General features: G+C 67.7%; 22 protein-coding genes and 1 pseudogene. 10 read left to right on the top strand and 13 right to left on the bottom strand.

Going from position 1 to position 24,928, the window contains the following annotated elements; all coding sequences use genetic code 11:
• Positions 1-63 precede the first annotated feature (63 nt).
• Both J7656_RS03225 and J7656_RS15065 read left to right on the top strand, forming a co-directional pair.
• Complete coding sequence (locus J7656_RS03225; RefSeq protein WP_017343859.1) at positions 64-366, top strand: DUF5808 domain-containing protein; 303 nt, start codon at positions 64-66, stop codon at positions 364-366.
• A 117-nt stretch (positions 367-483) separates the two neighbouring features.
• A complete protein-coding gene (locus tag J7656_RS15065) occupies positions 484-618 on the top strand; it encodes a hypothetical protein (protein ID WP_017343858.1) in 135 nt (44 codons plus the stop codon).
• Here J7656_RS15065 and J7656_RS03220 read toward each other — a convergent pair.
• The 4 genes from J7656_RS03220 to pyrH all read right to left on the bottom strand — a co-directional run bounded on the left by J7656_RS03220 (position 602) and on the right by pyrH (position 4,367).
• Positions 602-1,513: a sensor histidine kinase gene (locus J7656_RS03220; protein WP_211554078.1), complete on the bottom strand. Its 912-nt coding sequence runs from the start codon at positions 1,511-1,513 to the stop codon at positions 602-604. The two genes, J7656_RS15065 and J7656_RS03220, sit on opposite strands and share 17 nt — an antisense overlap.
• Positions 1,514-1,611: 98 nt before the next feature.
• On the bottom strand, positions 1,612-1,917 hold the full coding sequence (locus tag J7656_RS03215) for a DUF7573 domain-containing protein (protein ID WP_211554077.1): 306 nt from the start codon (positions 1,915-1,917) through the stop codon (positions 1,612-1,614).
• Positions 1,918-3,651, bottom strand: a complete 1,734-nt coding sequence (gene lysS / locus J7656_RS03210; protein WP_017343856.1) for a lysine--tRNA ligase — start codon at positions 3,649-3,651, stop codon at positions 1,918-1,920.
• Positions 3,648-4,367: a UMP kinase gene (gene pyrH / locus J7656_RS03205; protein WP_017343855.1), complete on the bottom strand. Its 720-nt coding sequence runs from the start codon at positions 4,365-4,367 to the stop codon at positions 3,648-3,650. Before pyrH ends, lysS begins: the two co-directional genes overlap by 4 nt.
• A gap of 132 nt (positions 4,368-4,499) precedes the next feature.
• Between pyrH and J7656_RS03200 the strand changes: the two are divergent.
• From J7656_RS03200 to J7656_RS03190, 3 genes and pseudogenes are all read left to right on the top strand, one after another.
• Positions 4,500-5,380 (top strand): annotated as a pseudogene (locus J7656_RS03200) (molybdopterin synthase).
• Between the two features lie 346 nt (positions 5,381-5,726).
• A complete protein-coding gene (locus J7656_RS03195; protein ID WP_211554076.1) occupies positions 5,727-5,987 on the top strand; it encodes a DUF7123 family protein in 261 nt (86 codons plus the stop codon).
• 202 nt (positions 5,988-6,189) lie between these two features.
• The gene (locus J7656_RS03190) at positions 6,190-7,338 is read left to right on the top strand and encodes a site-2 protease family protein (RefSeq protein ID WP_017343853.1); all 1,149 of its coding nucleotides are present in this window, start codon (positions 6,190-6,192) and stop codon (positions 7,336-7,338) included.
• Between the two features lie 9 nt (positions 7,339-7,347).
• On the opposite strand, the gene J7656_RS03185 is transcribed toward J7656_RS03190, so the two are convergent.
• The 4 genes from J7656_RS03185 to J7656_RS03170 all read right to left on the bottom strand — a co-directional run bounded on the left by J7656_RS03185 (position 7,348) and on the right by J7656_RS03170 (position 11,087).
• Positions 7,348-9,021, bottom strand: a complete 1,674-nt coding sequence (locus J7656_RS03185; protein WP_211554074.1) for an ABC1 kinase family protein — start codon at positions 9,019-9,021, stop codon at positions 7,348-7,350.
• Between the two features lie 3 nt (positions 9,022-9,024).
• Complete coding sequence (locus J7656_RS03180; protein WP_004597325.1) at positions 9,025-9,399, bottom strand: Hsp20/alpha crystallin family protein; 375 nt, start codon at positions 9,397-9,399, stop codon at positions 9,025-9,027.
• Between the two features lie 130 nt (positions 9,400-9,529).
• Positions 9,530-10,225 carry a DUF2391 family protein gene (locus tag J7656_RS03175; protein ID WP_211554072.1) on the bottom strand — a complete coding sequence of 232 codons (696 nt, stop codon included), beginning with the start codon at positions 10,223-10,225 and terminating at the stop codon, positions 9,530-9,532.
• Positions 10,226-10,316: 91 nt separating this feature from the next.
• Positions 10,317-11,087 carry an alpha/beta fold hydrolase gene (locus J7656_RS03170; RefSeq protein WP_017343850.1) on the bottom strand — a complete coding sequence of 257 codons (771 nt, stop codon included), beginning with the start codon at positions 11,085-11,087 and terminating at the stop codon, positions 10,317-10,319.
• A 273-nt stretch (positions 11,088-11,360) separates the two neighbouring features.
• On the opposite strand from J7656_RS03170, the gene J7656_RS03165 reads away from it, so the two are divergent.
• Both J7656_RS03165 and J7656_RS03160 read left to right on the top strand, forming a co-directional pair.
• Positions 11,361-11,612 carry an Hsp20/alpha crystallin family protein gene (locus tag J7656_RS03165; protein WP_017343849.1) on the top strand — a complete coding sequence of 84 codons (252 nt, stop codon included), beginning with the start codon at positions 11,361-11,363 and terminating at the stop codon, positions 11,610-11,612.
• The gene (locus tag J7656_RS03160) at positions 11,609-13,876 is read left to right on the top strand and encodes a CDC48 family AAA ATPase (protein ID WP_017343848.1); all 2,268 of its coding nucleotides are present in this window, start codon (positions 11,609-11,611) and stop codon (positions 13,874-13,876) included. The genes J7656_RS03165 and J7656_RS03160 overlap by 4 nt, the downstream gene beginning before the upstream one ends.
• Positions 13,877-13,918: 42 nt before the next feature.
• On the opposite strand, the gene J7656_RS03155 is transcribed toward J7656_RS03160, so the two are convergent.
• Positions 13,919-14,161: a DUF8029 family protein gene (locus tag J7656_RS03155; RefSeq protein WP_017343847.1), complete on the bottom strand. Its 243-nt coding sequence runs from the start codon at positions 14,159-14,161 to the stop codon at positions 13,919-13,921.
• A 424-nt stretch (positions 14,162-14,585) separates the two neighbouring features.
• Between J7656_RS03155 and J7656_RS03150 the strand changes: the two genes are divergently transcribed.
• On the top strand, positions 14,586-17,747 hold the full coding sequence (locus J7656_RS03150) for an adenosylcobalamin-dependent ribonucleoside-diphosphate reductase (RefSeq protein WP_211554070.1): 3,162 nt from the start codon (positions 14,586-14,588) through the stop codon (positions 17,745-17,747).
• A 688-nt stretch (positions 17,748-18,435) separates the two neighbouring features.
• Here J7656_RS03150 and glnA read toward each other — a convergent pair.
• The gene (gene glnA, locus J7656_RS03145; protein ID WP_211554068.1) at positions 18,436-19,803 is read right to left on the bottom strand and encodes a type I glutamate--ammonia ligase; all 1,368 of its coding nucleotides are present in this window, start codon (positions 19,801-19,803) and stop codon (positions 18,436-18,438) included.
• A gap of 126 nt (positions 19,804-19,929) precedes the next feature.
• Here glnA and lrp point away from each other — a divergent pair, with 126 nt between their 5' ends.
• On the top strand, positions 19,930-20,388 hold the full coding sequence (lrp, locus tag J7656_RS03140; protein ID WP_017343844.1) for an HTH-type transcriptional regulator Lrp: 459 nt from the start codon (positions 19,930-19,932) through the stop codon (positions 20,386-20,388).
• Between the two features lie 66 nt (positions 20,389-20,454).
• Here lrp and J7656_RS03135 read toward each other — a convergent pair whose 3' ends face one another.
• The 3 genes from J7656_RS03135 to gap all read right to left on the bottom strand — a co-directional run bounded on the left by J7656_RS03135 (position 20,455) and on the right by gap (position 24,313).
• The gene (locus tag J7656_RS03135; protein ID WP_017343843.1) at positions 20,455-21,735 is read right to left on the bottom strand and encodes an RNA-guided endonuclease InsQ/TnpB family protein; all 1,281 of its coding nucleotides are present in this window, start codon (positions 21,733-21,735) and stop codon (positions 20,455-20,457) included.
• A gap of 205 nt (positions 21,736-21,940) precedes the next feature.
• Positions 21,941-23,164: a phosphoglycerate kinase gene (locus J7656_RS03130; RefSeq protein WP_211554066.1), complete on the bottom strand. Its 1,224-nt coding sequence runs from the start codon at positions 23,162-23,164 to the stop codon at positions 21,941-21,943.
• 96 nt (positions 23,165-23,260) lie between these two features.
• The gene (gene gap, locus J7656_RS03125; protein WP_017343841.1) at positions 23,261-24,313 is read right to left on the bottom strand and encodes a type I glyceraldehyde-3-phosphate dehydrogenase; all 1,053 of its coding nucleotides are present in this window, start codon (positions 24,311-24,313) and stop codon (positions 23,261-23,263) included.
• A gap of 228 nt (positions 24,314-24,541) precedes the next feature.
• On the opposite strand from gap, the gene J7656_RS03120 reads away from it, so the two are divergent.
• Positions 24,542-24,922, top strand: coding sequence for an Hsp20/alpha crystallin family protein (locus J7656_RS03120; RefSeq protein ID WP_007996184.1), 381 nt, complete (start codon positions 24,542-24,544; stop codon positions 24,920-24,922).
• The last annotated feature ends 6 nt before the right edge of the window (positions 24,923-24,928 follow it).

The raw sequence follows: 24,928 nt of genomic DNA, 5'->3' as shown, positions 1-24,928 counted from the left end.
CCCCACGGCGATCGGCGTCCGATGGCGCCACGATTTATGGTGCCAGCGGATAGAGTACCGGGCATGGGAGATAAACCGTCGTCGGGAGAGATTCTCGGAATCCCGTACAACTTCGAGCGCCCGAGCCTCGGACGCCTGCTTTCGTCGTACTGGCAGCCCGGCAAGGGGATGCTCGTCGAGAAGCCGTTCGGCATCGGCTACACGCTGAACCTCGCCAACTGGCGGTCGTGGCTCGTCCTCGCCGTCGCCGGTGGGCTCTACTACCAGCAGCAGCAGTCCGGCGGCCCCGACGCGTCGGGCGGACACGACGAGGACGCCGCGGACGACGGGGACGGCCCCGTCGAAGTGATCGTCGACGACGACTGACGCCGAGCGCGACCTCTGACCGAGGGAACGGCGTGCGGGGTGGTACCGCGATCGCCGTTTTTCGCCGTTGATTCCGCATCGGTTTCTTTTAAATACCAGCAGCGCGCAGAACGGATAATGAAAGTCCAGTTCGAGTGCTCCTGTTCGGAGGAGATCTCCGAGTTCACCCGCGGCGAGGCGAGCCGCGGCGTCCACGTCGAATGCGGGAACTGCGGCGCGGTGTACGCCGTGACGATCACCGAGCTTGAGTAGCGGGCGGCGGAGCGGACTCGAACCGGAGCCGGACCGTCGTGCCGTCGTCCGTCGCCTCGAAGCGGACGGTCCCCCCCTGCGTCTCGCACATCCACTTGACGAGCCACAGCCCGATGCTGCTCGCGTGCGAGAGCGGCGTCTCCTCTTCCGCCTGTAACACCGCGCGCTCGTCCGGCGGGATCCCCGGCCCGTTGTCGGTGACCTCCAGACAGGTGGTGGTCCCGTTCTCGCGGATCGTCGCCGCCACGCGCCGCGTCGCGCCGTCGTTGTGGGTGACCGCGTTCTCGAACACCTCGCGGATCGGGAACTCGACGGAGTCGTCCGCGCGGATCCACGCCTCGGACGGGGTTTCGACCGTGACCGCGGTTCCGTCGTCGTCGAGGACCCCGATCGCCTCGTGAACGGCGTCGACGAGGTTCACGCGCTCGTCCGGCGGTTCGGGCGAGGCGTCCTCGATCACCCGGAGCTTCTCGCTGATCGCGATGACGTCGTCGGTCGTCTGCCGGATCGTCTCCAGGCACTCCTGGCCCCGCTCGTCGTCGACTCGGTCGGCCAACAGGTCGGTGTACCCCTGAATCACGTTGAGGTCGTTGCGGACGTTGTGTCTGAACACCCGGCTCAGCACCTGTAGCTGCTGGTTGGAGGTTTCGAGGTCCCGTCTGGCGGTCTCTGCCCGCCGCCGGTGGTGCGTGACCGCGCCGTAGAGGAGTCCGCCGGACCCGGCGACGAGCAGGAAGTCCCCGACGAGTCGCGTCGGCGCCCACCCCGCCGCGGTCCCGTTCGCCGACGCGACCGCGAGGTGAACCGCGACCGCGAACAGCGCTCCGAGACAGAGGTACGCCGCCGTGAGAGCGGCCGCAGACCGCCCGTAGATCAGTTCCGAATTAAACTTCATTTATATTTAACTTTTACTCGCCGAATTTTCTTCGCGAGCAACTCCTCGACGGCCGTCGGCTTAAATTTTGACCGTCGCATCCGATCGCAGAAAGACAGTCACCACGACGCGCAGTCGGCGCAGACGAAGTCGTCCTCGTCGCGCCAGCGGCGCTCGACCCGCTCGCCGCAGCGGTCGCACGCCGCGCCGTCCGTATGCCACGTCGAGGTGGCGACCGCGGGGTCGACGGCGGCCGGGTCAGCGGCGTCGTTCGGATCGCTCGGGGCGTCCGGGTCCCCGTCGTCCGAGGCAGAATCGTCGGCGGCTTCCGCCGCGTCGGAATCGGCGTCTGCGGCCTCTGTGGCGTCGGAATCGGCGTCCTCATCACCGAGGGCGAACTCGTCGAGCGAGCGGTCCTCGGGCATCTACGCCTCCCGTCGGAGCCGGTCGACGACGTAGTCGCGCTCCAGTTCGCCCAGGAACTCCCCGAGCCGCGGCCCCTGCGTGTCGTCGAAGAAGAGGCGGTAGCCGGCCGCGAAGAAGTCGCTCACCTCGACGTCGTGGTCGCGGGCGGTCTCGTACATCGCCCCCTGGATCTCCTCGCCGTCGTGGCCGGCCGCGACGAAGTCGGCGAGGTCGTCGAGCGCGGCCGCGACGTCCTCGTCGAACTCGACCGCGGGGAGGTCGGTCTGGAGGCGGTAGTCGTACTCGTTTTCGGTCCGCTCGGCCCAGTTCCGGGCCTGCTCCACGCGGGCGAGCGCGGCGTCGACCGCGTCCTCGTCGGCCTCGGCGGGGATGTGCCCCTCGTCGCGGGCGAGGCGCTCGCGGAAGTCGGGGTCGTCGACCATTCCAAGGACCGCCGCGAACGTGTACGGGAGCCGGATCGGCCGCTCCGTCGGCGGGTCGTCCGGTCTCCCGACGACGAACGGGTAGGCGCGCTCGGCGAACGCGGTGAGGTCCGGGTCGTCGACCTCGCCGAAGTAGGCGCGCTCGAACCGGTCGAACCGGTCGACGAGCTGGTCGAGCCGTTCGACGTCGAGGTCGCGGGCCTTCTTCGGGTGGAGCGCGAAGAAGTAGCGTAGCACCTCGGGCTCGATGAGCTCAAGCAGCTCCTGGACCGTGACGACGTTGCCCTCGGAGGAGGAGAACGCCTCGCCGTTGAGCGTGAACCACTCGTACACCATCGGCACGGGCGGCTCCTCGCCGAAGACGTTCCGCGCGACGTCGACCCCGGAGGGCCACGACCCCTCGGCGTGGTCCTTCCCGAACGGCTCGAAGTCGACGCCGAGGACCTCCCACTGTGCGGGCCACTCAAGCCGCCACGGGAGCTTCCCCTCGCGGAACGTCGCGGTCCCCTCGTGGCCGCATCCCTCGATGGTGTTGCCGCCGGCGTCCATGTCGGTACAGACGTAGTCGACGGTCTCCGCGTCAAGGTCGATCGCCGTCACCGTCTCGGTGACCTTGCCGCACGACTCGCAGACCGGGTTGAAGGGGACGTACTCGTCGTCGACCTTGTCCTGATACGGCGAGAGCACCTCGCGGACGCGCTCGACGTCCGAGAGGACCGTCCGGACCGCGTCGTCGAACGCGCCGTCGGCGTACAGCTCGGTGTTCGAGAGCATCTCGACGGGGACGTTCAGCCGGTCGGCGTCGGCCTTCAGCAGGCCCGCGAAGTGGGCCGCGTACGAGTCGGCCTCGCCGAACGGGTCCGGAATTGCCGTGTACGGCTTCCCGAGGTTGCGGCCGAGCGCGCCGGCGTCGACCTCGCCGAGGCCGACGATCTCGCCGTCCGCGTTCGCTAACTTCCGCGGGACCTTCCGCAGCGGGTCCCTGTCGTCGGAGGTGAACACCTGCCGGACCTCGTGACCGCGGTCGCGGAGCACCTCGGCGACGAAGTAGCCGCGCATGATCTCGTTGAAGTTGCCGAGGTGCGCGACCCCGGAGGGGGAGACGCCGCCCTTGATCACGATCGGCTCGTCGGGGTCGCGCGTCTCGATTTTGTCCGCGACGACGTCGGCCCAGAAGGCGTGGAACGTCTCCGCAGATTCGTCGCTCGCGCCCTCGCCGTCGTCGACCGCTTCCGCGCTCTCGTCTGCCGCTCCCTCGTCGAGCGCGGTCTGCTCGGAGAGGATGTGCGGGGAGTCGTCGTCCGCGCTCATCGGTCCTCCGTCCAGCGGCTCGGTTCGGCGCCGTCGACGGGGACCACGTCGGTCCCCGTGTGGTCGCCGCGCAACACAGCGTCGACGACGGCGCTCGGGTCGGTACCGTCTAAGACGATCGACCGGATGCCGGCCCGGTCGATCAGCTTCGCGGCGAGCAGGTCGACGGGCGCGGACGCGCCCGCGTCGCGGCTCATCGGGAGCACGATGTCGACGAGCTCGGCCGGCGACAGCTCCGCGAACTGGGTCGCGTCGGGGTCGGCGTTGGGGTCGGCGTCGTACACCCCGTCGGCGCTCGTGGCGTACACGAGCAGGTCGGCGTCGACCGACTCGGCGAACGCGGCGGCGACCGCGTCGGTCGTCTGTCCCGGCGTCACCCCGCCCATCACCGACACCTCGTCGCGGCGGAGCGCCGCCGCCGCCTCCTCCGTGTCGGGCGCGGGCGCGAGGCTCGCGCGGTCGCCGAGCGCGGCGATCAGGAGGCGGGCGTTGAGCCGTGTCGTCCCGATGCCGAGCCGGTCGAGCTCGACCTCGTTGGCCCCGATTTCGCGGGCCGTCTCGATGTACTCGCGGGCGACGCCGCCGCCGCCGACGACGACCCCGACCTCGCAGCCGTCGGCGACCAGTCGTTCGATCGCCTCGGCGTAGGCGGCCACGCGCGCGGGGTCGAGGTCCGGCGCGAGCACGCTCCCGCCGACAGAAACGACGACTCTCATTGGCGACGAGTACCCCTGTCGCGGTCTTAAGGATTGTCAAGCCCGGACGCGGCGGAGCCGGTCCGGGACACCGGATCCGGACCGACGGGACGACCGGGAAACGCCTAAGCCGGTCGCGGCCCGCTCTCGGGTATGCGACCGATATCGATCGTCGGCGACGGGGCTCGGCGCTGGCGCGGCGGCTCGCGGCGCGGCTGGACGGGCGGGTCGCCGTCGTGGAACGCGGCGCCGACCCGGACGGCGGGAGGCGGAGCGAGGCGGACTCGGTCGGTCCGACCGATCCGGCCACCGACGGCGGGGTGGTCGACGGCGAGGGGACCGACCCCGCTCGACGCCCCGACGCCGACACCGAGATCGCGTTCGACGCGGACGGGAACTGGACCGGGCGGGGAAGCGTCGAGGGGTTCGACGACCTGCTCGACGGGCTCGCCCCCGACCACGACTACCTGCTGGCGGTCGGCGAGTCGCGCCTGCGCGTCCCCGCGGTCCTCCTCGGCCCGAACCCGGACCCCGAGAGCGTGCCGGGCACGGTCCTCGCGACCGCGGGCGCCCCCGACGAGGTCGACCTCGACGCGCTCGTCGCCGACCTCGACGACGCGGAGCCGTGGATCACCCGCGAGACGCTCGTGCGGCGCGTCGAGGCGTCGGCGGACGCCGACCGGTCAGGGGCGATCGCCACGTTCACCGGCCGCGTGCGCGCCCGCGACGACCCGGACGACGACCGGACGACGCACCTCGCGTTCGAGAAGTACGAGGGGGTCGCCGAGGCGCGGATGGGGGACATCGCCGACGAGCTCGAAGACCGCGACGGCGTCTTCGACGTGCGGATGCACCACCGCACCGGCGTGATCGAGGCGGGCGAGGACATCGTGTTCGTGGTCGTGCTCGCCGGCCACCGCCGGGAGGCGTTCCGGACGGTCGAGGACGGGATCGACCGGCTGAAAGACGAGGTACCGATATTCAAAAAGGAGGCGACAGAATCGGAGACGTTCTGGGTCCATCGGCGCGACTGAACGGTGGTCGGAGGCGGCGTCGAGGCCTTCCCCACAACGTCGGACGGCCGGTGAGCGGGCCGCGCGAGGGGCGCGCGGTCGCTCCGAGACGGTGTTACGCGGCCCATTTTGCCGGTAGTTGTCGGGCGAACGCGGCGGCGACGAGTGGCTCGTTCCCCGAGTAGTTATCGAGAGAAACGAGCGTAAAACGGATTATAAAACGTCTGCGCCGCTTTGGAACCGTTGTAAAGAGTCCGTCAGACACGTTTTAGCCCGTCGAGTTCGGTGAAACGCCCTGAAACCCCCTGAACGTCGCCCAACGGTGTTGCCTTTATAACACCCTCCGGCGGCAAGCGTGGGGTGTACCATGAGCGCGACAGCGAACCCCTCCACGAACGCGAGCGCGAACGACGACCGCAGCAAGGAAGAGCGGCTGAAGCAGTACCTGCTCGACCGCGCGCAGGACGGCGAGATGTACTTCAAAGGGAAGTTCATCTCCGAGGACGTCGACCTCTCGCCGAAGGATATCGGCGCCCTGATGGTGAAGCTCCGCGATTCCGCGACGGAGCTCACCGTCGAGAAGTGGTCGTACACGGGCGCGACGACCTGGCGCGTCGAGCCCGCCTGACATTCCCGGTCCCAACTGACGCCCGCAGCACCGCCCCCGACGCGCACCACCGCACCGACGTTCGCGGTTCGGTCCCCGACTCGCGCTTTCTGACCGCGCACGCGTCCGCCTCGCGAACCGAGCGGACGACCGGTCCCCCCGTTTCCGGTTCGCTCACCCGCCGACGCGGGGTTTATACTCGCCGACCAGTTACGACGAGGCGATGCCAGAACACGAGGACGCGGCGGCGGCCGGCGACGGCGCGCCGCGTCCGGAGCCCCTCCGGACGTTCTTCCGGATCGACGAGGTCCGCCGCGAGGACGGCCGCGTGCGATACCGCGGCGAGTCGTACGTCCCGGAGCGGACGCTGCTGCGAAAGCTGACCCCGCACTTCCGAGAGGCGGGCTACGAGGTCGACGTCGAGGTCGTCGACGACGGCCACGTCGTCGTCGCGACGCCGTTCGACCGCGGCCGCGACGGGATCCCGTGGGTGAACGTCGCCATGTTCGCGGCCACGATACTGTCGACGCTGTTCGTCGGCGCGTACGGCTGGTACTACGTTCCGCTCGCGGAGATCCAGTCGAACCCCCTCTCGCTGCTTCAGGCGTGGCCGTTCACCGCCGCCGTCCTCGGCGTTCTGATGACCCACGAGCTCGGCCACTACGCCGCCGGGCGCTACCACGGCGTCCCCGTCTCGCTCCCGTACGTCATCCCCTTCATCTTCCCGTTCGGCACGCTCGGCGCGGTGATCCGGATCCGGGGGCGGATGCCCTCGCGGAAGGTCCTCTTCGACATCGGCGCCGCCGGCCCGATCGCGGGGTTGGTCGCGACGGTCGTCGTGACTGCCGTCGGCCTCTCCTTAGACCCGATTGGGGTGCCCGCGGAGCTCGCGAGCTCGTCGAGCTCGGTGATCCGGTTCAACAACCCGCCACTCTTAGACCTCATCGCCGGCGTCCTCGGGCAGCCGACGAGCTACGGCGACCCGCGGCTCACCGCCCACCCGGTGGTGATCGGCGGCTGGGTCGGGATGTTCTTCACCCTCCTGAACCTCCTCCCGGTCGGCCAGCTGGACGGCGGTCACATGGTCCGGGCGATGCTCGGGCCGCGACAGGAGACGGTGGCGGCGCTCGTCCCTGGCGCGCTGTTCGGGATCGCCGCGTACCTCCACTTCTGGCGGGGGCTCGGGCTGAACGAGTCCGTCGGGCTGTGGGCGTTCTGGGGCGTGTTCGCGACGGTGATCGCGTTCAACGGCCCGGCCGACCCGACCGACGAGGAGGGTGTGGGGCTCCCGCGGCTCGCGGTCGGCCTCGCCACGTTCGCCGTCGGCGCGCTCTGTTTCCTCCTCGTGCCGATTCAGGTCGTCGGCGCGTGACGCCGCGACTCAGTCGTCGCGCTGGTTCTTCATCCCCTGCCTGGTGAACTGGGGCGTGGTCCGGAGCCCGCGCTTCTTCCGGAACGACCGGTACAGGGCGATCGCGAGCGGCGCGGCCAACGCGAGGACGACGAGCGCGAGCCGCCAGTTGTCCGCGAACGAGTAGAGGATCGTCGCCGAGAGGACGCCGACGGCGAGCAGCACGGAGTAGGCGATCCGCATCGCCAGCTTCTCTAAGACGTTCGTGTCGTCCTCCAACACGACGTTGACGGTGAGGTCGTCGCGGTTGGCGCGGTCGAGGAACTCGTCGGCCTTCGGCGGGACGGTGAACAGCGCCTCGGTGGTCTTTTGTACCTGCCGGCCGGCGTCCTCGGCGAGATCCCGGGCGGTCTGCTCGTAGTACCCCTCCTCGCGGAGGTAGTCGGTCGCCGTCGAGATGAAGTCGAACTCGGGGTCCAAGGTGACACAGACCCCCTCGACGACGGTAGCGACGCGGAGGACCAAGGCGAGGTTCGGCGGGAGCCGCAGCGGGAACTCGTAGATGGTCGACTCCACCTGCTCGATGATCTGGTTCACCTGGTACTGCTCGATGTCCTCGCCGCTGGCGTCCGCGATGGCCAGCTCCATCACGTTTCCCATCACCTCGCGGTCAGCCTCCGGCGAGAGCGTCCCCATCGAGATCAGCGTGTCGAGGATGGCGTCGATGTCCTGCCGCGCGACCGCGACGTAGAACTCGACGATCTTCTCCTGGACGAACGGGTCGACCCGGCCCGCCATCCCGAAGTCGTAGAAGATCACGGCGCCGTCGTCCGCGACCGCGAGGTTCCCCGGGTGGGGGTCGGCGTGGAACACGCCGTCCTCGATTATCATCTGGAGGTACACCTCCTGGAGCGTCTCCGCGATCTGCGTCCGGTCGTGTCCCGCCTCGTCGAGCGCGTCGATGTCGCTGATCTTCGTGCCCGGGACGTACTCCATCGTGAGTACGCGCGGGCCGGAGACGGACTCGTACGTCTCCGGGATCCGGATCCGGTCCTCGTCGCCGAAGTTGCCGCGGATCTCCTCGAGCATCGTCCGCTCGCGCTCGTAGTCCATCTCCTCGCGGATCGTCTTGGCGAACTCGTCGGCGAGGTTCTCTAAGGAGAACGACCGGCCCGCCCCGGTGAACCGCTTGACGAGGGGGATCGACCAGCGGATCGTCCGGAGGTCGGCCTCGACGAGCGATTCGATTCCCGGGCGGCGCACCTTCACCGCAACCGGGTTCCCCTCGTACTCCGCGGTGTACACCTGTCCGAGGCTCGCGCCGCTTATCGGGTCGCGGTCGAAGTCGTCGAACGTGTCGTCGACCGGCCCGAACTCCTCCTCGAGAACGACCTTCGACTCCTCCCACGGCGCGGGCGGCACGTCGTCTTGGAGCCCCTCCAACACCTCGATGTACGCCGGCGGGAGGATGTCCGGCCGCGTCGAGAGGATCTGGCCGAGCTTGATGAACGTCGGGCCGAGGGTGAGCAGGATGTCGAGCAGTACCGCCGCGCGCTCGCGCTGCGTCTCGGCGTCGACCTCGCGGCTCCCGCCGAACAGGAAGTAGCGGCGGCTGTCACGCCAGTACGCGACGATGAGCGGCGAGAACTGCCGCAGGACGACGACGAACCGCCAGTAGGCGCGAAGGTTGACCAGCGTGACCACCCGTCAGGCGTCGCCCTCGTCGTCCGCGTCGTCGACGGGGATGGTCCGGGAGACCTCGCGCTCCCGCTTCGGCAGCGAGATCTCGAGGACGCCGCGGTCGATCTCGGCGTCTGCGCCCGCGCCGTCGGCGTCGCTCGGGAGGGGGAGCTCCGCGTCGAGGAACAGCGGGCGGTCCTCGCGGACGTACTCGAACCCCTCGGGGACGGCCTTCTCGCGGCGCCCCTCGATGTCGATGCGCCCGTCTTCGACGAGCACCTCGGTGGTCTCGGCGGTCGCGCCCGGGAGGTCGACGACGAGGACGTACCCCTCGTCCGACTCGAGTAGGTCCGCAAACACCGCGTCCGGGAGGTCCCGGAGCGCGTCGCGTAGCGCTGACATGGATACAGGTAGGGTCGCCGCAGCGAAAAAGCTGTGGAAAAACGGGGTCCGCTCGCGGGAGCCGAGGCGGGCAAACGCGGTCGCGGGCGGGCGTCGAGTCGGCTTGCCGTTCGCGGTCGCCGGCCGCGGCTCAGTCGTCGTCGCCGATGTCGAGGTCGAACTTCCCGAGGTCCTCGCCCTGCGACTCGCCCGGGAGGATGTCACCCAGTCCCGCGCCGAACGCGGCCGCGGCCCAGACGACCGCGATCCGACCGAGCCGTTCGAGCGCGGTCGGGTCCCCCTCGTGGAGCCGGCCCCAGAACAGCAGCATGGTCGACGACGTGACCAGCGATACGAGGAGGACCCCGGCGTACCGGCGGGGGATGAGCCCGAAGATCGGGTGTCGGATCGTGATCTGCCGGAAGTCGGCAAAGTAGAGGAGCCCGGCGGTCGCGATGAAGATGAACCCGACGTGGCCGATCAACAGGACCGGGACGCCGGCGACGGTCGTCGCGGCGAACCAGGCGGCTATCTCGAAGACGCCGCCCTCGACGAGCAGCGGGAGCGCGAACAGCACCGCCCCGACGAACGACTCGGCCAAGTCCCGGGAGGTGTACTTGGTGATCCGCTCGGCGAGCGCGCCGGTCCCGGGCATCCGCTCGACGAGCGAGATGGTCTGTCTGACCTTCTCGCGCTCGTGGTCCTCGTCGACGGTGTCGCTCAAGGCGTCGAGCTTCGCGAGCAGGTCCTCGATGTCGGGGTTGCCGGGCGCGTTCGCCGCGGCGGCCCGCTCCTCCGAGTCGCCGGTCCGACCCGCGTCCGCGTCTCGTTCGTCGCTGTCGACCATGTGCCCCCGCGACGCGCGAGCGACCTAAAAGGGTACCTGCGCGGTCGCCGCGGCTCGACCGGCTTCGGGGCCGGTCGCCGCGGTCGACGCCCTACAGTCGGTCGAGGAACCCGGAAAGCGCCTCGTTGAACGCGGCCGGCCGTTCGAGCATCGCGAGGTGCGCGGCGTCCGGGAGCTCGGTCCACTCCCCGTCCGGGATCTCCTCGGCGAGGTACTCGTGGTACGCCGGCGGCGTGAGCCCGTCGTGCGCGCCGACGAGCGCGAGCGCCGGGACGTCGACCGCGTCGAGGCGGTCCCGGACGTCGAAGCGGTGGCACGTCAGGAAGTCGCGTTCGGTGACTTCCCGGCCGCACGCGCGCATCGCCGCCTCCGAGAGCTCGACGTACTCGGCGGGCGCGTCGTGGAACAGCCGGTCCGGCTCGTGGAGCAGCGAGACCGCCCGGTCGAAGTCGCCGGCGAGCGCGTCGCGGAGGGGCTCGGCCACCGCGAGCTTCGCGCCCGTGCCCGCGAGGACGAGGCCGTCGAGCGCGAGGTCGCGCTCTAAGGCGATCCACAGCGCGACCGCGCCGCCGAGCGAGTTCCCGCAGAGGACGGTCGCGTCCGTCGCCTCCGCGACCGCGACGACGTCGTCGGCGTACGCGTCGAGCGTCTCGCGGCCCGCGGGCGTCGAGACGTCGTCGCTGTCGCCGTGCCCGGAGAGGTCGACGGCGACGCCGGGGAACCGGTCGGCGATGCGCGCCTGCGACTTCCAGACGTCCTTCGTGCCGCCGCTGCCGTGGACGAAACAGACCGTCGGCCCGTCGCCGCCGCGGTCGAAGCGGCGGGACGCCGTCGCCCGGCCGTCGTGGGTGACCCGTTCCATGGCCGGCGGTTCGGCGCCGAGCGGTATAAACGCCCGAGGGGTCGGACTGCGGTCGGCACTCCGCGATCCGAACGGGAGACGGGCCCGCGATCCGAACGGGAGACGGGCCCGCGATCCGAACGGGAGACACGACGCGGCGCCGACCGCCGGACGGCGACCGATCGGGGGCAATGGGATCCGAACCGCTACACTACCGATAGAACAGAGAAACACTCACGTCGTGCGATTTTGAGCGTCAAGTTTAAATAGCTACGCGACTAACTCGTAGTTAGGATGAATCACATACAGACCCGATCGACCGGCGACGGCGCGCTGCTGCGTCGGTACGAGTACGACGACGAGTGGGTCGTCGCCGCCGATCTCGGCGTCGACGACGAGACCGTCACCGTCGACACCGTCGGCGAGACGGCGATCGTTGTCGTGGAGGGACCGGACGGGCCGGTCGAATCGGAGTTCGAGCTGCCCGGAACGGCCGCGGACGCGGCCGTGAACAACGGCGTGCTCACCGTGGAGGGCGAGCGATGAAGCTCACCGTCAAGCCGCTGAAACAGAAGGACGCCGGCCGCCGCCTCGCGGCGATCGACCGCGTCGCGGCCGACGAGCTCGGGCTCTCCGGCGGGGACATCGTCCGCGTCGAGGGCGCCGACGGGGCCGCGATCGCCCGGGTCTGGCCCGGCTACCCCGAGGACGACGGCACCGGCGTGATCCGCATCGACGGCCGCCTCCGGCAGGAGGCCGACGTGGGGATCGACGACCGCGTGACCGTCGAGGACGTCGACGTCTCCCGCGCAGACGCGGTGACGATCGCCTTCCCGAGCCAACTGCGGGTGCGGGGCCAGATCGCCCCGTTCATCCGCGACAAGCTCTCCGGCCAGCCCGTGACCGAGGGACAGACGATCCGGACCTCCCTCGGCTTCGGGCTGATGGGCGGTCAGTCGCAGGCCGTCCCGATGAAGATCGCCGAGACAAGCCCGAGCGGCACGGTCGTCATCACCGACGAGACGGAGATCAGCATCTCCGAGATCTCCGCCGAGGAGATCGCCGACCGCGGCGACGCCCCGGGCGGCACCGGCGAGGGGCCCGACGTCACCTACGAGGACATCGGCGGGCTCGACGACGAGCTCGAACAGGTCCGCGAGATGATCGAGCTGCCGATGCGGCACCCGGAGCTGTTCAAGCGCCTCGGCATCGACCCGCCGAAGGGCGTGCTGCTCCACGGCCCGCCGGGCACGGGGAAGACGCTGATCGCGAAGGCGGTCGCCAACGAGATCGACGCGAACTTCCACACGATCTCCGGCCCGGAGATCATGTCGAAGTACTACGGCGAGAGCGAAGAGCAGCTCCGCGAGGTGTTCGAGGAGGCGGCCGAGGAGTCGCCGTCGATCATCTTCATGGACGAGCTGGACTCCATCGCGCCCAAGCGCGAGGAGGCCGGCGGCGACGTGGAGCGCCGCGTCGTGGCCCAGCTCCTCTCGCTGATGGACGGGCTCGAGGAGCGCGGCGAGGTCGTCGTCATCGGGGCGACGAACCGCGTCGACGCCATCGACCAGGCGCTCCGACGGGGCGGCCGCTTCGACCGCGAGATCGAGGTCGGCGTCCCCGACCGCGACGGCCGCAAGGAGATCCTGCAGGTCCACACGCGGAACATGCCGCTGACCGACGGGGTCGACCTCGACGAGTACGCCGAGAACACCCACGGCTTCGTCGGGGCCGACCTCGAGTCGCTGGCGAAGGAGTCCGCGATGCACGCGCTGCGGCGTATCCGGCCGGAGATCGACTTAGAGAGCGACGAGATCGACGCCGACGTGCTGAACAGCATTCAGGTGACCGAGGCGGACTTCAAGGAGGCGATCAAGGGGATCGAACCCTCCGCGCTGCGCGAGGTGTTCGTGGAGGTCCCCGACGTCACCTGGGACGACGTGGGCGGCCTCGAGGGCACCAAAGAGCGGCTCCGCGAGACGATCCAGTGGCCCTTAGAGTACCCCGAGGTGTTCGAGGAGCTCGACATGCAGGCCGCGAAGGGCGTCCTGATGTACGGCCCGCCGGGCACGGGGAAGACCCTGCTCGCGAAGGCCGTCGCCAACGAGAGCGAGTCGAACTTCATCTCGATCAAGGGGCCCGAGCTGCTGAACAAGTACGTGGGCGAGTCCGAGAAGGGCGTCCGCGAGGTGTTCAGCAAGGCTCGCGAGAACGCGCCGACGATCGTGTTCTTCGACGAGATCGACTCGATCGCGACCGAGCGCGGGAAGAACTCCGGCGACTCCGGCGTCGGCGAGCGCGTCGTCTCCCAGCTGCTGACGGAGCTCGACGGGCTCGAGTCGCTGGAGGACGTCGTCGTCATCGCGACGACGAACCGCCCGGACCTCATCGACTCGGCGCTGCTGCGTCCCGGCCGCTTAGACCGGCACGTCCACGTGCCCGTCCCCGACGAGACGGCCCGCCGCCGGATCTTCGAGGTCCACACGCGGAACAAGCCGCTGGCCGACGACGTCGACCTCGACGCGCTGGCCCGCAAGACCGAGGGGTACGTGGGCGCCGACATCGAGGCGGTCGCCCGCGAGGCGTCGATGAACGCCTCCCGGGAGTTCATCGGCAGCGTCACGCGCGAGGAGGTCGGCGAGTCCGTCGGCAACGTCCGCGTGACGATGGCGCACTTCGAGGACGCGCTGAACGAGGTGAACCCGAGCGTCACCCCCGAAACGCGCGAGCGGTACGAGGAGATAGAAAAGCAGTTCCAGCGGTCGGAGGTCAACCGCGACGAGGCCGAACCGGGCGCGGCGTTCCAGTAAGGCGCACTCCCGGCTTCGCGGCCGCGTTTTTTCGATCAGTCCTTAGATCAGTCCGATCGCCGACAGCAGGTAGAACGCGGCGACGACGACGATCCCGATCGTGACGAGCCGCCACGCGAGCTTCAGCACGAACTTGCCGACGACGATGATCAGCGCGACGGCGACCAGCGCGACCAGCAGCTGGCCGACCTGACTGCCGAGCAGCGCGGCCTGTGCCGGCGCGACGAGCCCCGCGAGCGCGAGCGATGATGCGGTCATGTCCGGCCCCACGGCGACGCCGGGCATAAGCTTGTGGGACGAGGGCGGATCCAGTTATCGAATTTTGATATATCCGCGGCAAGAACTGCGCGGAGTCCGGACGCGCACGCGGCGAGGCGACGAGCGCGGGGAGGCCAGCGCCGGATATCGACGGAGGAATCACCGCCCAGCAACCCCCCTTCTGTTCCGGTTGGAGACCGCTCTCGTACAGCGGTTTGGCCGGTTGGAGATCAGTTTCACTCCGGTCTACCTACGCTTATGTGTCCGGAGCCCTTTTTGTACCGACGTACCGGATTCAGCGTCAGACGCGCCTGACCGACGTTACATACCGAATCGGACACGTAGATGCCGGGCGGGTCCGAACATCCGAACCTACAAGGGCCCGCCTCGCCAGTACACCAACACTACAGATGATCCATATCCCACGCCAAACCAGCGGGGTGGCCGCCGAATGAGCAGCGACGGCGTCTCCGCCGACGGAGTCGAACTGCCGATCAAACGAACCACGGGTGACACCATGGAGGAGCGCCTCACGGGCAACGCCTACCACAACATCCTGCCTGCGCGCTACCTCCGGAAGAACGCGGACGGCGAGCCGGACGAAGATCAGGAGGAGCTGTTCGACCGCGTCGCGCGCAACGTCGCGCTCGCGGAGGCCGTCTTCGAGGCCGAAAAGCAGGGCGTCGAGGTCACGGTCACGCCCGACCAGCTGAAGCCCGACCACCCCCGGCGCGACGAGCTCGCCGAGGAGGTCTTCGGCGCGGGCACGACCGCGCAGGACGACGCGGAGACGACGCTCACCGCCCACAACGTCAACAAGTTCGCGTACGAGACCGTCGTTCCCGAGCTTCCCGAGAGCGTGCGCGACCACGTCGAGGCGACCGCCGAGACGTTCCGGCAGGGGATGGAGTCGCTCTCCTTCATGCCGAACTCCCCCACCCTGATGAACGCGGGCGACGAGCTCCAACAGCTCTCCGCCTGCTTCGTCGACTCGCCGGGCGACGACATCACCGACATCCACCAGACCGCCAAGGAGGCGGCCGAGGTGTTCCAGTCCGGCGGCGGCATGGGGTACGCGTTCTGGAAGCTCCGCCCCTACGGCGACTCCGTCGGCTCCACCGGCGGCATCGCTTCCGGGCCGATCACGTTCATGCGGACGTTCGACCAGATGTGCGAGACGATCGCGCAGGGCGGCGCGCGCCGCGGCGCCCAGATGGGCGTCATGCGCATCTCGCACCCGGACGTCATCCAGTTCATCCACGCGAAGAACAAGGACGTCTCCTTAGCCCACTCGCTACGCCTGAACGACCCCGACGACTTCACGCACAACTCTTTCGCGGACGCCTTGGAGGAGGCCCGCGAGCTCATCGACGAGGACGGGAAGGTGCCGGAACACCTCCGGAACGCGGTGGAGGGCCACCTCTCGAACTTCAACATCAGCGTCGGCGTCACGGACGACTTCATGGATGCGTTGGAGAACGACGAGGAGTTCACCTTCACCAACCCCCGCACCGAGGAGCCCCACGTCGCCACCCCGGAGACGAAGGAGCTCTACGACATGTTCGGCCTCGGCGACCACGTCGAGGTGGGCGAGGAGCTCTCCGTCCCCGCGGCCGAGATCTGGGACCACATGATCGAGGGCGCCCACGAGAACGGGGAGCCGGGCGTCGTCTACCTCGAACGGATCAACAAAGAACATTCCTTCGATGTGGAGGAAAATCCAAGCCACAGAATCCTCGCAACAAATCCCTGCGGTGAGCAGCCGTTGGAGGAGTACGAGGCCTGTAACCTCGGCCACATCAACCTCTCGACGCTCGCGGACCTCGACGCCCCCGACTGGCGCGTCTGGTCCGACGAGCACGCCGACGAGTACGACTCCGAGGCCGCCGCGGTCGAGGCGTTCCTCGAGGAGGCGATCGACTTCGAGGAGTTCGAAGAGCGGATCGCGTACGGCACCCGCTTCCTCGAGAACGTCGTCACGATGTCCGACTTCCCGGTCGACGAGATCGAAGAGAAGGTCCGCGACATGCGGAAGATCGGGCTCGGGATCATGGGGCTCGCGCAGCTGTACGTCCAGCTCGGCGTCCGCTACGGCTCCGAGTCGGGCAACGAGATCGCCCGGCAACTGATGACCCACATCAACCACCAGTCGAAGCTCGCCTCCCACGAGCTCGCCGAGGAGCGCGGCACCTTCAACGACTGGGCGGACTCGAAGTACGCGAACCCGACCGAACACCGCGACTGGTTCGAGCACTACACCGGGCTCGACGCCGACGAGTGGGCGGACGGCTTCCCGATCCGCAACCACAACACGACGACGATCGCCCCCACGGGCACGACGTCGATGATCGGCAACACGACCGGGGGCTGTGAGCCCATCTACAACGTCGCCTACTACAAGAACGTCTCCGACGACGTTCAGGGCGACGAGATGCTCGTCGAGTTCGACGACTACTTCCTGCGTACCTTGGAGGCCAACGACGTCGACGTCGACGCCGTCAAGGAGGAGGCCCAAGAGCAGATGGCGACCAACGAGTTCGACGGCGTCGAGGGGCTCGACACCGTTCCGGACGCGATCGGTGAGCTGTTCGTCGTCACCGGCGACCTCTCCGCGAAGGACCACGCCGGCGTCCAGGTCGCCTGTCAGAAGGGCGTCGACTCCGCCATCTCGAAGACCGTGAACGCGCCCAACGACTCCACGCTGGGCGACGCCAAGGAGGTCTTCGAGTACATCTACGAGAACGGCGGGAAGGGCGTCACCTACTACCGCGACGGCACCCGCTCGAAGCAGGTGCTCACGACGCGCGCGCAGAACGCGGAGTTCGCCGACGAGAGCGAGGCCGCCGAGACGATCGTCGAACAGATCAACGAGGTGTTCGGCGGTGTCGACGCGTTCCTCGACAACGAGGACGTTCAGGCCGCGATCGACGCGGAGATCTCGGACCTGCTCGAAACGACGGAGCAGCCCCGGATCGACTACAGCGAGCGCAGCCCGCGCCCCGACTCCCTGAACGGGGTCACCCAGCGCGTCGAGACGGGCTACGGCAAGCTGTACGTCACCATCAACGAGGACGAGAACGGGCTGCCGTTCGAGCTGTTCGCGAACATCGGCCACTCCGGCGGCTACACCAACTCCTTCACGGAGGCGCTCGCGAAGGTCATCTCGACGGCGCTCCGCTCGGGCGTCGACCCCGAGGAGATCGTCGACGAGCTCCAGGGCACCCGGAGCCCGAAGGTCGCCTGGGACAAAGGCGAGCAGATCCAGTCGATCCCGGACGCCATCGGCACCGCGCTCCGGCGCTACCTCGACGACGACGTCGACAAGGGGATTCCCCAACAGCAGAGCCTCGACGACGTCGAGGAGTCCGCGGCGGGCGCGAGCCCCCCGAGCCAGACCGACGGCGGCGCGGTCGACGCCGGCACGGCGACCGACGCCCCGAGCGCGGACGCCCCCGGCCCGGCAGCGGAAGACGACGCCGCCGGCGCCGACGACTCGACCCAGGAGCTCATCGCGGCGGGCGAGTCGCCCGAGTGCCCCGAGTGCGGCGGCATGAACCTCTACTACTCCGAGGGCTGCAAGACGTGCGAGTCGTGCGGCTGGTCGGAGTGTTAGACGGACCGAACTGACGGTAAAAGCGCTTGCGGCGCGATTTTTCGCAGTTCGTACGAACGCGATCGATACCGGGAGTGAGTATCACAGATCGGTAGCAGCGATTCGGTATTTAAATAGTCGCCAGCGGCGACGACGGTCGTTTATAAATGGCAGGCGGTGGCGCGCCTGCGAGCGGCCGCCATCGGCGGCCGCGAGCCAGCCCGCGAGGTCGCCGGCGCTACGCGCCGGCTGCCAGAGAATCTTCGATTCTCGCTGGACGCGGTGAGCGCTCGGAGAGCGCGAACCGCGAGGCTGGGGAGGTGTGAGGTTGCGGTGCTGAGCGGTGTGGGGTGGGACTCAAAGGGGCAGTCGCGAGGGCGAAGCACGCCGCAGCAAGCACCGCAGCGAGGGAGCAACAGCGACCGAGCGAGGAGCGCAGCAAGGCGCGCGAGCCGTCGCGACTGGGGCTTTGAAGATCGCCATCCCAGCAGCGTCGATCGCTTATAAAAAGCCGACAGCAACACCGCACTCTGATTTATAAATGGTTTCACTCACGACGTATTACACGCACTCCCGCAATCGATCGGTCGCGAGTTCACACGCTCTCTGGGAGACGAAGCGCTCTCACTCGAAAAACGCGCAACAGGGCGAAACCGGACGGCACGATAGAAGACCGAAAGAAATCGAAACGTCGGGCCGCGCGGTCGCCTCAGAAGGTCTCCAGGTAGCGGTCCTCCTCCCACTGCGACACCTGGGTGAGGTACTCGCTGAACTCCTGGGACTTCGCCTCGGCGAACTTCTCGGAGGTGTGGGGGCCGAGCGCCTCCTGCAGCACCTCGTCTTCCTCTAACTCCTCGACGGCCTTGCCGAGGTTCGGCGGGAGCGTCTCGATGCCGTACTCCTGACGCTTCGCGTCGTCGAACTCGTAGATGTCCTCGCGGACCGGGTCGCCGGGGTCGGCGCCGGTCTTGATCCCGTCGAGGCCGGCGGCGATGAGCGACGCCATGCCGAGGTAGGGGTTACAGGACGGGTCGGGGCTGCGGACCTCGAAGCGCGCGGAGACGCCCGCGGCGTCCGGCACGCGGACGAGCGCCGAGCGGTTCGTGTCGGACCACGCGACGTAGATTGGCGCCTCGTAGCCGGGCACCAGGCGCTTGTAGGAGTTCACGGTCGGGTTCGTCACGGCCGTGAACGCGGGGGCGTGCTCTAAGATGCCGCCCATGAACTCGTAGGCCGTCTCGCTGAGGTTGAACTCGTCCGAGTCGTCGGCGAACGCGTTGCCGTCCTCGTCGAACAGCGAGATGTGGCTGTGCATGCCCGAGCCGTTGATGTCGGCGATGGGCTTGGGCATGAACGTCGCGTGGAGGTCGTGCTGTGCGGCGACCGCGCGGACGACGGCGCGGAACGTCGCGATGTTGTCCGCGGTCGTGAGCGCGTCGTCGTACTTGAAGTTGATCTCGTGTTGGCCCTCGGCGACCTCGTGGTGGGAGGCCTCGATCTCGAAGCCCATCTCCTCTAAGGTGAAGATGATCTCCTTGCGCACGTCGGACGCGAGGTCCTTCGGCGCGAGGTCGAAGTAGCCGCCGTTGTCGTGGGGGGTCGTCGTCGCGTTCCCCTCGTCGTCGGTCTTGAAGAGGAAGAATTCGGGCTCGGGACCGATCGAGACGGAGTACCCCATCTCCTCGGCCTCTTCGAGGACGCTCTTCAACACCTGGCGCGGCCCGCCGACGAACGGTTCGCCGTCGGTGTCGACGATGTCACAGATGAGGCGCGCGGCCGCGGAGCCGTCCTCGCCGCTGCGCCACGGGAGCACCGCGAACGTGTCGGGGTCGGGGACGAGCCGCATGTCCGACTCCTGGATGCGCACGAACCCCTCGATGGAGGAGCCGTCGAAGTAGATACCCTCGGTGAACGCCTTCTCCGCCTGATGGGCGGGGACGGAGACGTTCTTCACGACGCCGAGAATGTCGGTGAACTGGAGCCGCAGGAAGTCGACGTTCTCTTCCTCGATCTCGTCGAGTACCGCCTGTTCCTCGGCCGTGAGGCCGCCGTCCGGTTTCGCGTGTTCGTCCGTCATGTTCTGGACGCTTCATTCCTTATCTGCCAGTATAAAGGCCTTATCGCTTGGCGCATGAACCGCCGGACAGGCAAAACTGCTGGACGTTCGTAAAATTCTAAACCCCCGAAAGCGTGGTTGGGTGTGATGACGTACGAAAACCTCGACGCGAAGCTTATCAACTCGCTGCTCAGCAACGGCCGCGCGAGCCTCCGAAGCCTGGGCGACGAGCTCGACGTCTCGGTGACGACCGTCTCGAACCACCTCCGCGACCTCGAAGAGGAGGGCGTGATCCGGGGGTACACCCCCGTCGTCGACTACGACAAGCTCGGCTACGACGTGACGGCCGTGCTCCAGCTCAAAGTGGAGGGGAGCGCGCTGCCGGACGTCACCGAGAAGCTGCGCCAAGAGAAACAGATGGTGAGCGTCTACGAGGTCACCGGCGACTACGACGTGATCGCCATCGGGAAGTTCACCGACACGGACGGGATGAACGACCAGATCAAATCGATCCTCACGGACGCGGACATCCGCGAGTCGAACACGAGCGTCGTCCTCAACGCGGTCACGGAAAACGAGCAGTTCGACCTCGACGTCAAGGATTGACATCCTCCCCGCGCTGAAGCGCGAGGATTCCCACGGCACCGCACCGCTGGGTTGGGATATTGTGGTTTACGACGTGACCTGTTCTTGAGGTACAAACGCACCAGTTTCCTTGTCAAACAAGAACGTCGATGGCTGTGCCAACCAGCCGTTACTCCTATCACCGCCATCCGTGGCGGGACTTGGAGATACTTTCTGCCGAATGTTCTCAGCACCGTTCACGTCCGCGTTCGCCACTGTCCCGCACTCATCGCAGACATACAGTCCACGTTCAACACGGTTCGCGTCACACTTCCGGCCACAGCACGAACACGACTTCGAGGTATCCCGCTCAGACACTTGTTCAACCGTGACACCTTCCATTTCGGCTTTGTATTCGAGAAGGTCTGTGAAACGGTCGAATGCCCACGAGTGCAGATCAAGATTCCCGTGCATGCCCCAGTCCTTTGACTCGGCGTTCTCCTCATCCTCACGGATGCCGGAGAGATCTCCCACCACGATAGTTCCAACTTCCTCGTCAACACACCGCTGGACAATATGTTTCGAGAGGGTGTGGAAGTAGTAGGTGCGGCGGGCCGACTTCTTCTGGTTCAGCCGGGTGGCCTGATCGGAATTCGAGTCGTCACACCGAGCAATTCGCTTGCTGAAGTAGTAGTCGTCCTGTTTCAAGCAGTTCAGCGGGTACAGCTCGCTGTGACCGTCTTCATACGCGAGCGCGGCAAAGTTGTTAATACCGAGATCAACACCCACCGTCTTCTCACCGGGGGCTTCATCCACGTCGATCTCGACCTTACAGACGAAGTGTAGTTCCCATTCGTCGCCCGTCCACACAATCTTGGCTTGTTGGACGTTCTCCACGGCGGAGAGGTCAACGTCGGGGCGAGTTTGGTACTTACACAGGACAAAATCCGACCAGTACTCTTTCAGGTTCGATCCTTTTGAGAGTCGGACGCGGTTGTACTGGGTGTCGAGTTTGAAGCCAGCGGCTTTGAACGTGACTGTGGAACGCGGGTGTTCGTCGCCGTGTTTACGGTAGCCGGGCGGGTTCGCTCTCGTGTCTCCGTTACGTCGTTTGCCGTACCAGCCGTTGAACGCCTCAGCGAGTTCTTGAAGGACTCGCTGACTTGACTGCGAATGCAGGTCATCATAGCGTTCGTGGGTTTTGAGGTACGTGGTGAGTTCGTTGTGGTTCGGGATGTGATCGATTTCATCCCAGATCCGACTACACGTCCACCGTCCGACGTTCCAGAGCTTACTGGCTGCGAACCCGAGCGAATCAAGGTCGTCTTGTACCCGCGACTGGTTCCGTATGGAAGCGGTGTAGGTGCGGGTAACGACCTGTTTCGCCATACGTAACCTATGTAGACAAACTTACTTGAAGCTGTGTATTTGCTCAGCGTGGAATATCCAGCCGTGCCATCGAACGGCGGACTGTGAAGGGTAGTGTCGGATTCATCCCCGCGCTAAAGCGCGAGGCTTTCTCCTCGATTCTCCGTAACCCGATCGCCCGGATCGAATCGAACGCCCGCCCCGCTCTGAGATCGATTCCGCCCTTCTACTGCCGCTTCGCCGCCGCCTCCAGCACCTCCACCGCCGGGAGCGGCTCGCCCGTCAACGCCCGGATGTACGCCCCGCCCGCGATGGAGACGTGCGAGAAGTCCTCCTCGCTGAGGCCGTACATCTCGATGGCCCGCGAGGTGTCGCCGCCGCCGACGACCGAGAAGCAGTCGGTCTCGGCGATGGCTTCGAGGACGCCGACGGTGCCGTCGGCGAACCGCTCGTCCTCGAAGACGCCGAGCGCGCCCTTCACGAAGACGGCGTCGGACTCGCGGATCGCGGGCTCGTAGTCCGCGACCGTCGCGGCGCCCACGTCGAGGTAGCCCGTCGCCTTCTCGTCGATGTCGCCGACGGCGACCTCGGCTCGCTCGCCGTCGTCGCCCTCGTACGCGAGGTCGCTCGCGAGGCGGATCGCGTCGCCCCGCTCGTCGAGAACCGACTCGATCAGCTCCTGATTCTTCTTCCACTGCTCGTCGAACAGGTCCATCTCGCCGACATCGTGTCCGACCGGGTGGCCCGCGGCGCGGAGGAAGAGCTCGCCCGCGACGCCGCCGAGGAGGAAGCGGTCGACCGTCTCGTCTAAGGCGTCCATCACGCCGATCACGTCGGTCGCCTTCGTTCCGCCGACGACCATCGTGACGGGGCCGTCGAACTCGCGGGTCGCGATGGCGGTGTTGGCCTCGTACTCCGTCTCCATCACGCGCCCCGCGTACGCGGGGAGCGCGAGCGGGAAGCCGACCAGCGAGGCGTGCTTCCGATGCGCCGCCGAGTAGGCGTCGTTGACGTACGCGTCGAAGTGGGGGGCCAAGGTCTCGACGAACGCCGTCTCCGCCTTCTCCTCGGGCGACGCCTCGGGGAGCTCGTCCTCGCACATCCGGGTGTTCTCCAAGAGGAGGATTTCGCCCGCTTCGAGCGCGTCGATCGCCGCCAACGCCTCGTCGCCGTACGTGTCGGCCACGAACCCCACGTCGCGGCCGACGTGGTCGGCGAGGATCTCCGCGTGGCCGGCGAGCGAGGTGAAGTCGTCGCGGCCGGGGCGACCCTGGTGGGCCATGAGCACGACGCGGTGGCCGGCGTCGGCCAGCTCGCGGACCGTCTCCGCGTGGCGCTCGAACCGGCGGTTGTCCTGCGGTTCGCCGTCCTCGATCGGGGAGTTGAGGTCGAGCCGAACGAGGACGCGTTTGTCTGCCGGGAGGTCGTCGATGGTGTCGAAGGTGGGCATGGGTGAGTGGTCGTCGATGAGATAGTTAAGCGGTGGCGCTCCGGGGGAGCGTTGCCGCCCGGGTGTCGGGGCTGGTCGTCGCCAGCTGTCCCGCGTTCAGGCCTCGTCGTGAACGTACGCGGCCATGTCGAGCATCCGGTTCGAGAAGCCGTACTCGTTGTCGTACCAGGTGAGGATCTTCAGCAGCTTCCCGCCGGCGATGACGTTCGTCGACTGGAGGTCGACGTAGCTGGAGAAGGGGAGGCCGACGATGTCCGAGGAGACGACCTCGTCGTCGGTGTAGCCGAGGACGCCCGCGAGCGGGCCGGAGTCCGCGGCGTCGCGGAAGGCGGCGTTGACCTCGTCCGCGGTGACCGTCTCGTCGAGGCTGACGACGAACTCGGTGAGCGAGCCGGTCGGGACCGGGACGCGCATCGCCATCCCGTCGATCTTACCCTCGAGCTGCGGGAGGACCTCCTGGGCGGCGCCCGCGGCGCCGGTCGAGGTGGGGACGATGTTCTCGGCGGCCGCGCGGCCGCGGCGGCGCTTGCTCATCGGGCCGTCGATGAGGGCCTGCGAGCCGGTGTACGCGTGGACGGTGGTGAGGGTGCCGGCGTCGATGCCGAACTCGTCGTCCAGTACCTTCGCGACCGGCGTGATGGAGTTCGTGGTGCAGGAGGCGTTCGAGACCACGTCGTCGCCCTCGTACTCGTCGTGGTTGACGCCGTAGACGAGCTGTTTGACCGGCTTGTCGCCCTTCGGGGGCGCCGAGATGATCACGGTGTCGGCGCCGCCGTCGAGGTGCGCGCTCGCGTCGTCGCGGGTGCGGAAGATGCCCGTACACTCCAAGGCGACGTCGACGTCGAGCTCGTCCCACGGGAGGTCGGCGGGGTCCTGGACGTTGAACAGCGGGACCGACGTGCCGCCGATCGTCAGCTCGTCGCCGTCGCGCTCGACGTCGTCGAGCCGGCCCATGACGGTGTCGTACTTCGCGAGGTACCCCATGTCGTCGAAGTCCATCACGTCGTTGATCCCGGCGAGCTCGATCCGCGGGCTCTCTAACACCGCGCGGAACACGTTGCGCCCGATGCGACCGAAGCCGTTGAGCCCCACCCGCACGACCTCGTCGTCGCTCACGTCCTCGCCCGCGTCCAGATACGATTTACTCATGTTCGAAAAAAGCGAGCCGCAACTACTTAAATCCGGCCCAGTCGCGTCGAGACCGTCATAATCGTTCGAATTTGTTACGGTCGGTGCCGGCGTCCGCGGTCGGTCTCGGTCGGCTCGCGTCGCTCGCGCCCGCTCGACGTCGCTCGTCGCCCCCTCGGCGCGGAGCGGATAGCGGCCGAAACGGCGACCGACAGAAGGCTTATCGGGGTCACCGACTTCACGGGAGATATGGACAGAGACGACCGCGACGATCCGTTCGGAGACTTCTTCGAGGAGATCGAGCGGATGATGAACGAGATGGCCAGCGGCGACGCCCCGTCGGCCGACGACGCGGGGTTCGGCTCCGACACCCACGTCGACGCGTACACCACCGAGGAGTCGGTGCGTCTCGTCGCCGACCTCCCCGCCGTCGAGAAGGAGGACCTCTCGCTGCGCTGCGACGGCGACGCGCTCACCATCTCGGCCGTCTCCGACCGGCGCGAGTACGACGAGACGGTCGAGCTCCCCGCGCCCGTCGACGAACACTCCGCGGACGCGACGTTCAACAACGGCGTCCTCGAGGTCTCGTTCGACCGCGACGACGACAGCGCGTCGATCGATCTCGTCTGAAGCGGT

The sequence above is a fragment of the Halorubrum ruber genome (assembly GCF_018228765.1).
Classification (GTDB): domain Archaea; phylum Halobacteriota; class Halobacteria; order Halobacteriales; family Haloferacaceae; genus Halorubrum; species Halorubrum ruber.
The sequence above is the reverse complement of the archived record's forward strand: the minus strand, read 5'-3'. Positions and strand labels throughout refer to the sequence as shown.

What these genes read in the sequence shown, in the direction of transcription:
- J7656_RS03120 (WP_007996184.1), top strand. Translation starts at nt 24,542, where the DNA reads ATGGACAGAGACGACCGCGACGATCCGTTCGGAGACTTCTTCGAGGAG.
- J7656_RS03135 (WP_017343843.1), bottom strand. Translation starts at nt 21,735, where the DNA reads ATGGCGAAACAGGTCGTTACCCGCACCTACACCGCTTCCATACGGAAC.
- J7656_RS03160 (WP_017343848.1), top strand. Translation starts at nt 11,609, where the DNA reads ATGAAGCTCACCGTCAAGCCGCTGAAACAGAAGGACGCCGGCCGCCGC.
- J7656_RS03195 (WP_211554076.1), top strand. Translation starts at nt 5,727, where the DNA reads ATGAGCGCGACAGCGAACCCCTCCACGAACGCGAGCGCGAACGACGAC.
- J7656_RS03225 (WP_017343859.1), top strand. Translation starts at nt 64, where the DNA reads ATGGGAGATAAACCGTCGTCGGGAGAGATTCTCGGAATCCCGTACAAC.
- J7656_RS03220 (WP_211554078.1), bottom strand. Translation starts at nt 1,513, where the DNA reads ATGAAGTTTAATTCGGAACTGATCTACGGGCGGTCTGCGGCCGCTCTC.
- J7656_RS03170 (WP_017343850.1), bottom strand. Translation starts at nt 11,087, where the DNA reads ATGGAACGGGTCACCCACGACGGCCGGGCGACGGCGTCCCGCCGCTTC.
- J7656_RS03190 (WP_017343853.1), top strand. Translation starts at nt 6,190, where the DNA reads ATGCCAGAACACGAGGACGCGGCGGCGGCCGGCGACGGCGCGCCGCGT.
- J7656_RS15065 (WP_017343858.1), top strand. Translation starts at nt 484, where the DNA reads ATGAAAGTCCAGTTCGAGTGCTCCTGTTCGGAGGAGATCTCCGAGTTC.
- J7656_RS03130 (WP_211554066.1), bottom strand. Translation starts at nt 23,164, where the DNA reads ATGCCCACCTTCGACACCATCGACGACCTCCCGGCAGACAAACGCGTC.
- lrp (WP_017343844.1), top strand. Translation starts at nt 19,930, where the DNA reads ATGACGTACGAAAACCTCGACGCGAAGCTTATCAACTCGCTGCTCAGC.
- glnA (WP_211554068.1), bottom strand. Translation starts at nt 19,803, where the DNA reads ATGACGGACGAACACGCGAAACCGGACGGCGGCCTCACGGCCGAGGAA.
- gap (WP_017343841.1), bottom strand. Translation starts at nt 24,313, where the DNA reads ATGAGTAAATCGTATCTGGACGCGGGCGAGGACGTGAGCGACGACGAG.
- J7656_RS03180 (WP_004597325.1), bottom strand. Translation starts at nt 9,399, where the DNA reads ATGTCAGCGCTACGCGACGCGCTCCGGGACCTCCCGGACGCGGTGTTT.
- lysS (WP_017343856.1), bottom strand. Translation starts at nt 3,651, where the DNA reads ATGAGCGCGGACGACGACTCCCCGCACATCCTCTCCGAGCAGACCGCG.
- J7656_RS03150 (WP_211554070.1), top strand. Translation starts at nt 14,586, where the DNA reads ATGAGCAGCGACGGCGTCTCCGCCGACGGAGTCGAACTGCCGATCAAA.
- J7656_RS03215 (WP_211554077.1), bottom strand. Translation starts at nt 1,917, where the DNA reads ATGCCCGAGGACCGCTCGCTCGACGAGTTCGCCCTCGGTGATGAGGAC.
- J7656_RS03165 (WP_017343849.1), top strand. Translation starts at nt 11,361, where the DNA reads ATGAATCACATACAGACCCGATCGACCGGCGACGGCGCGCTGCTGCGT.
- pyrH (WP_017343855.1), bottom strand. Translation starts at nt 4,367, where the DNA reads ATGAGAGTCGTCGTTTCTGTCGGCGGGAGCGTGCTCGCGCCGGACCTC.
- J7656_RS03155 (WP_017343847.1), bottom strand. Translation starts at nt 14,161, where the DNA reads ATGCCCGGCGTCGCCGTGGGGCCGGACATGACCGCATCATCGCTCGCG.
- J7656_RS03175 (WP_211554072.1), bottom strand. Translation starts at nt 10,225, where the DNA reads ATGGTCGACAGCGACGAACGAGACGCGGACGCGGGTCGGACCGGCGAC.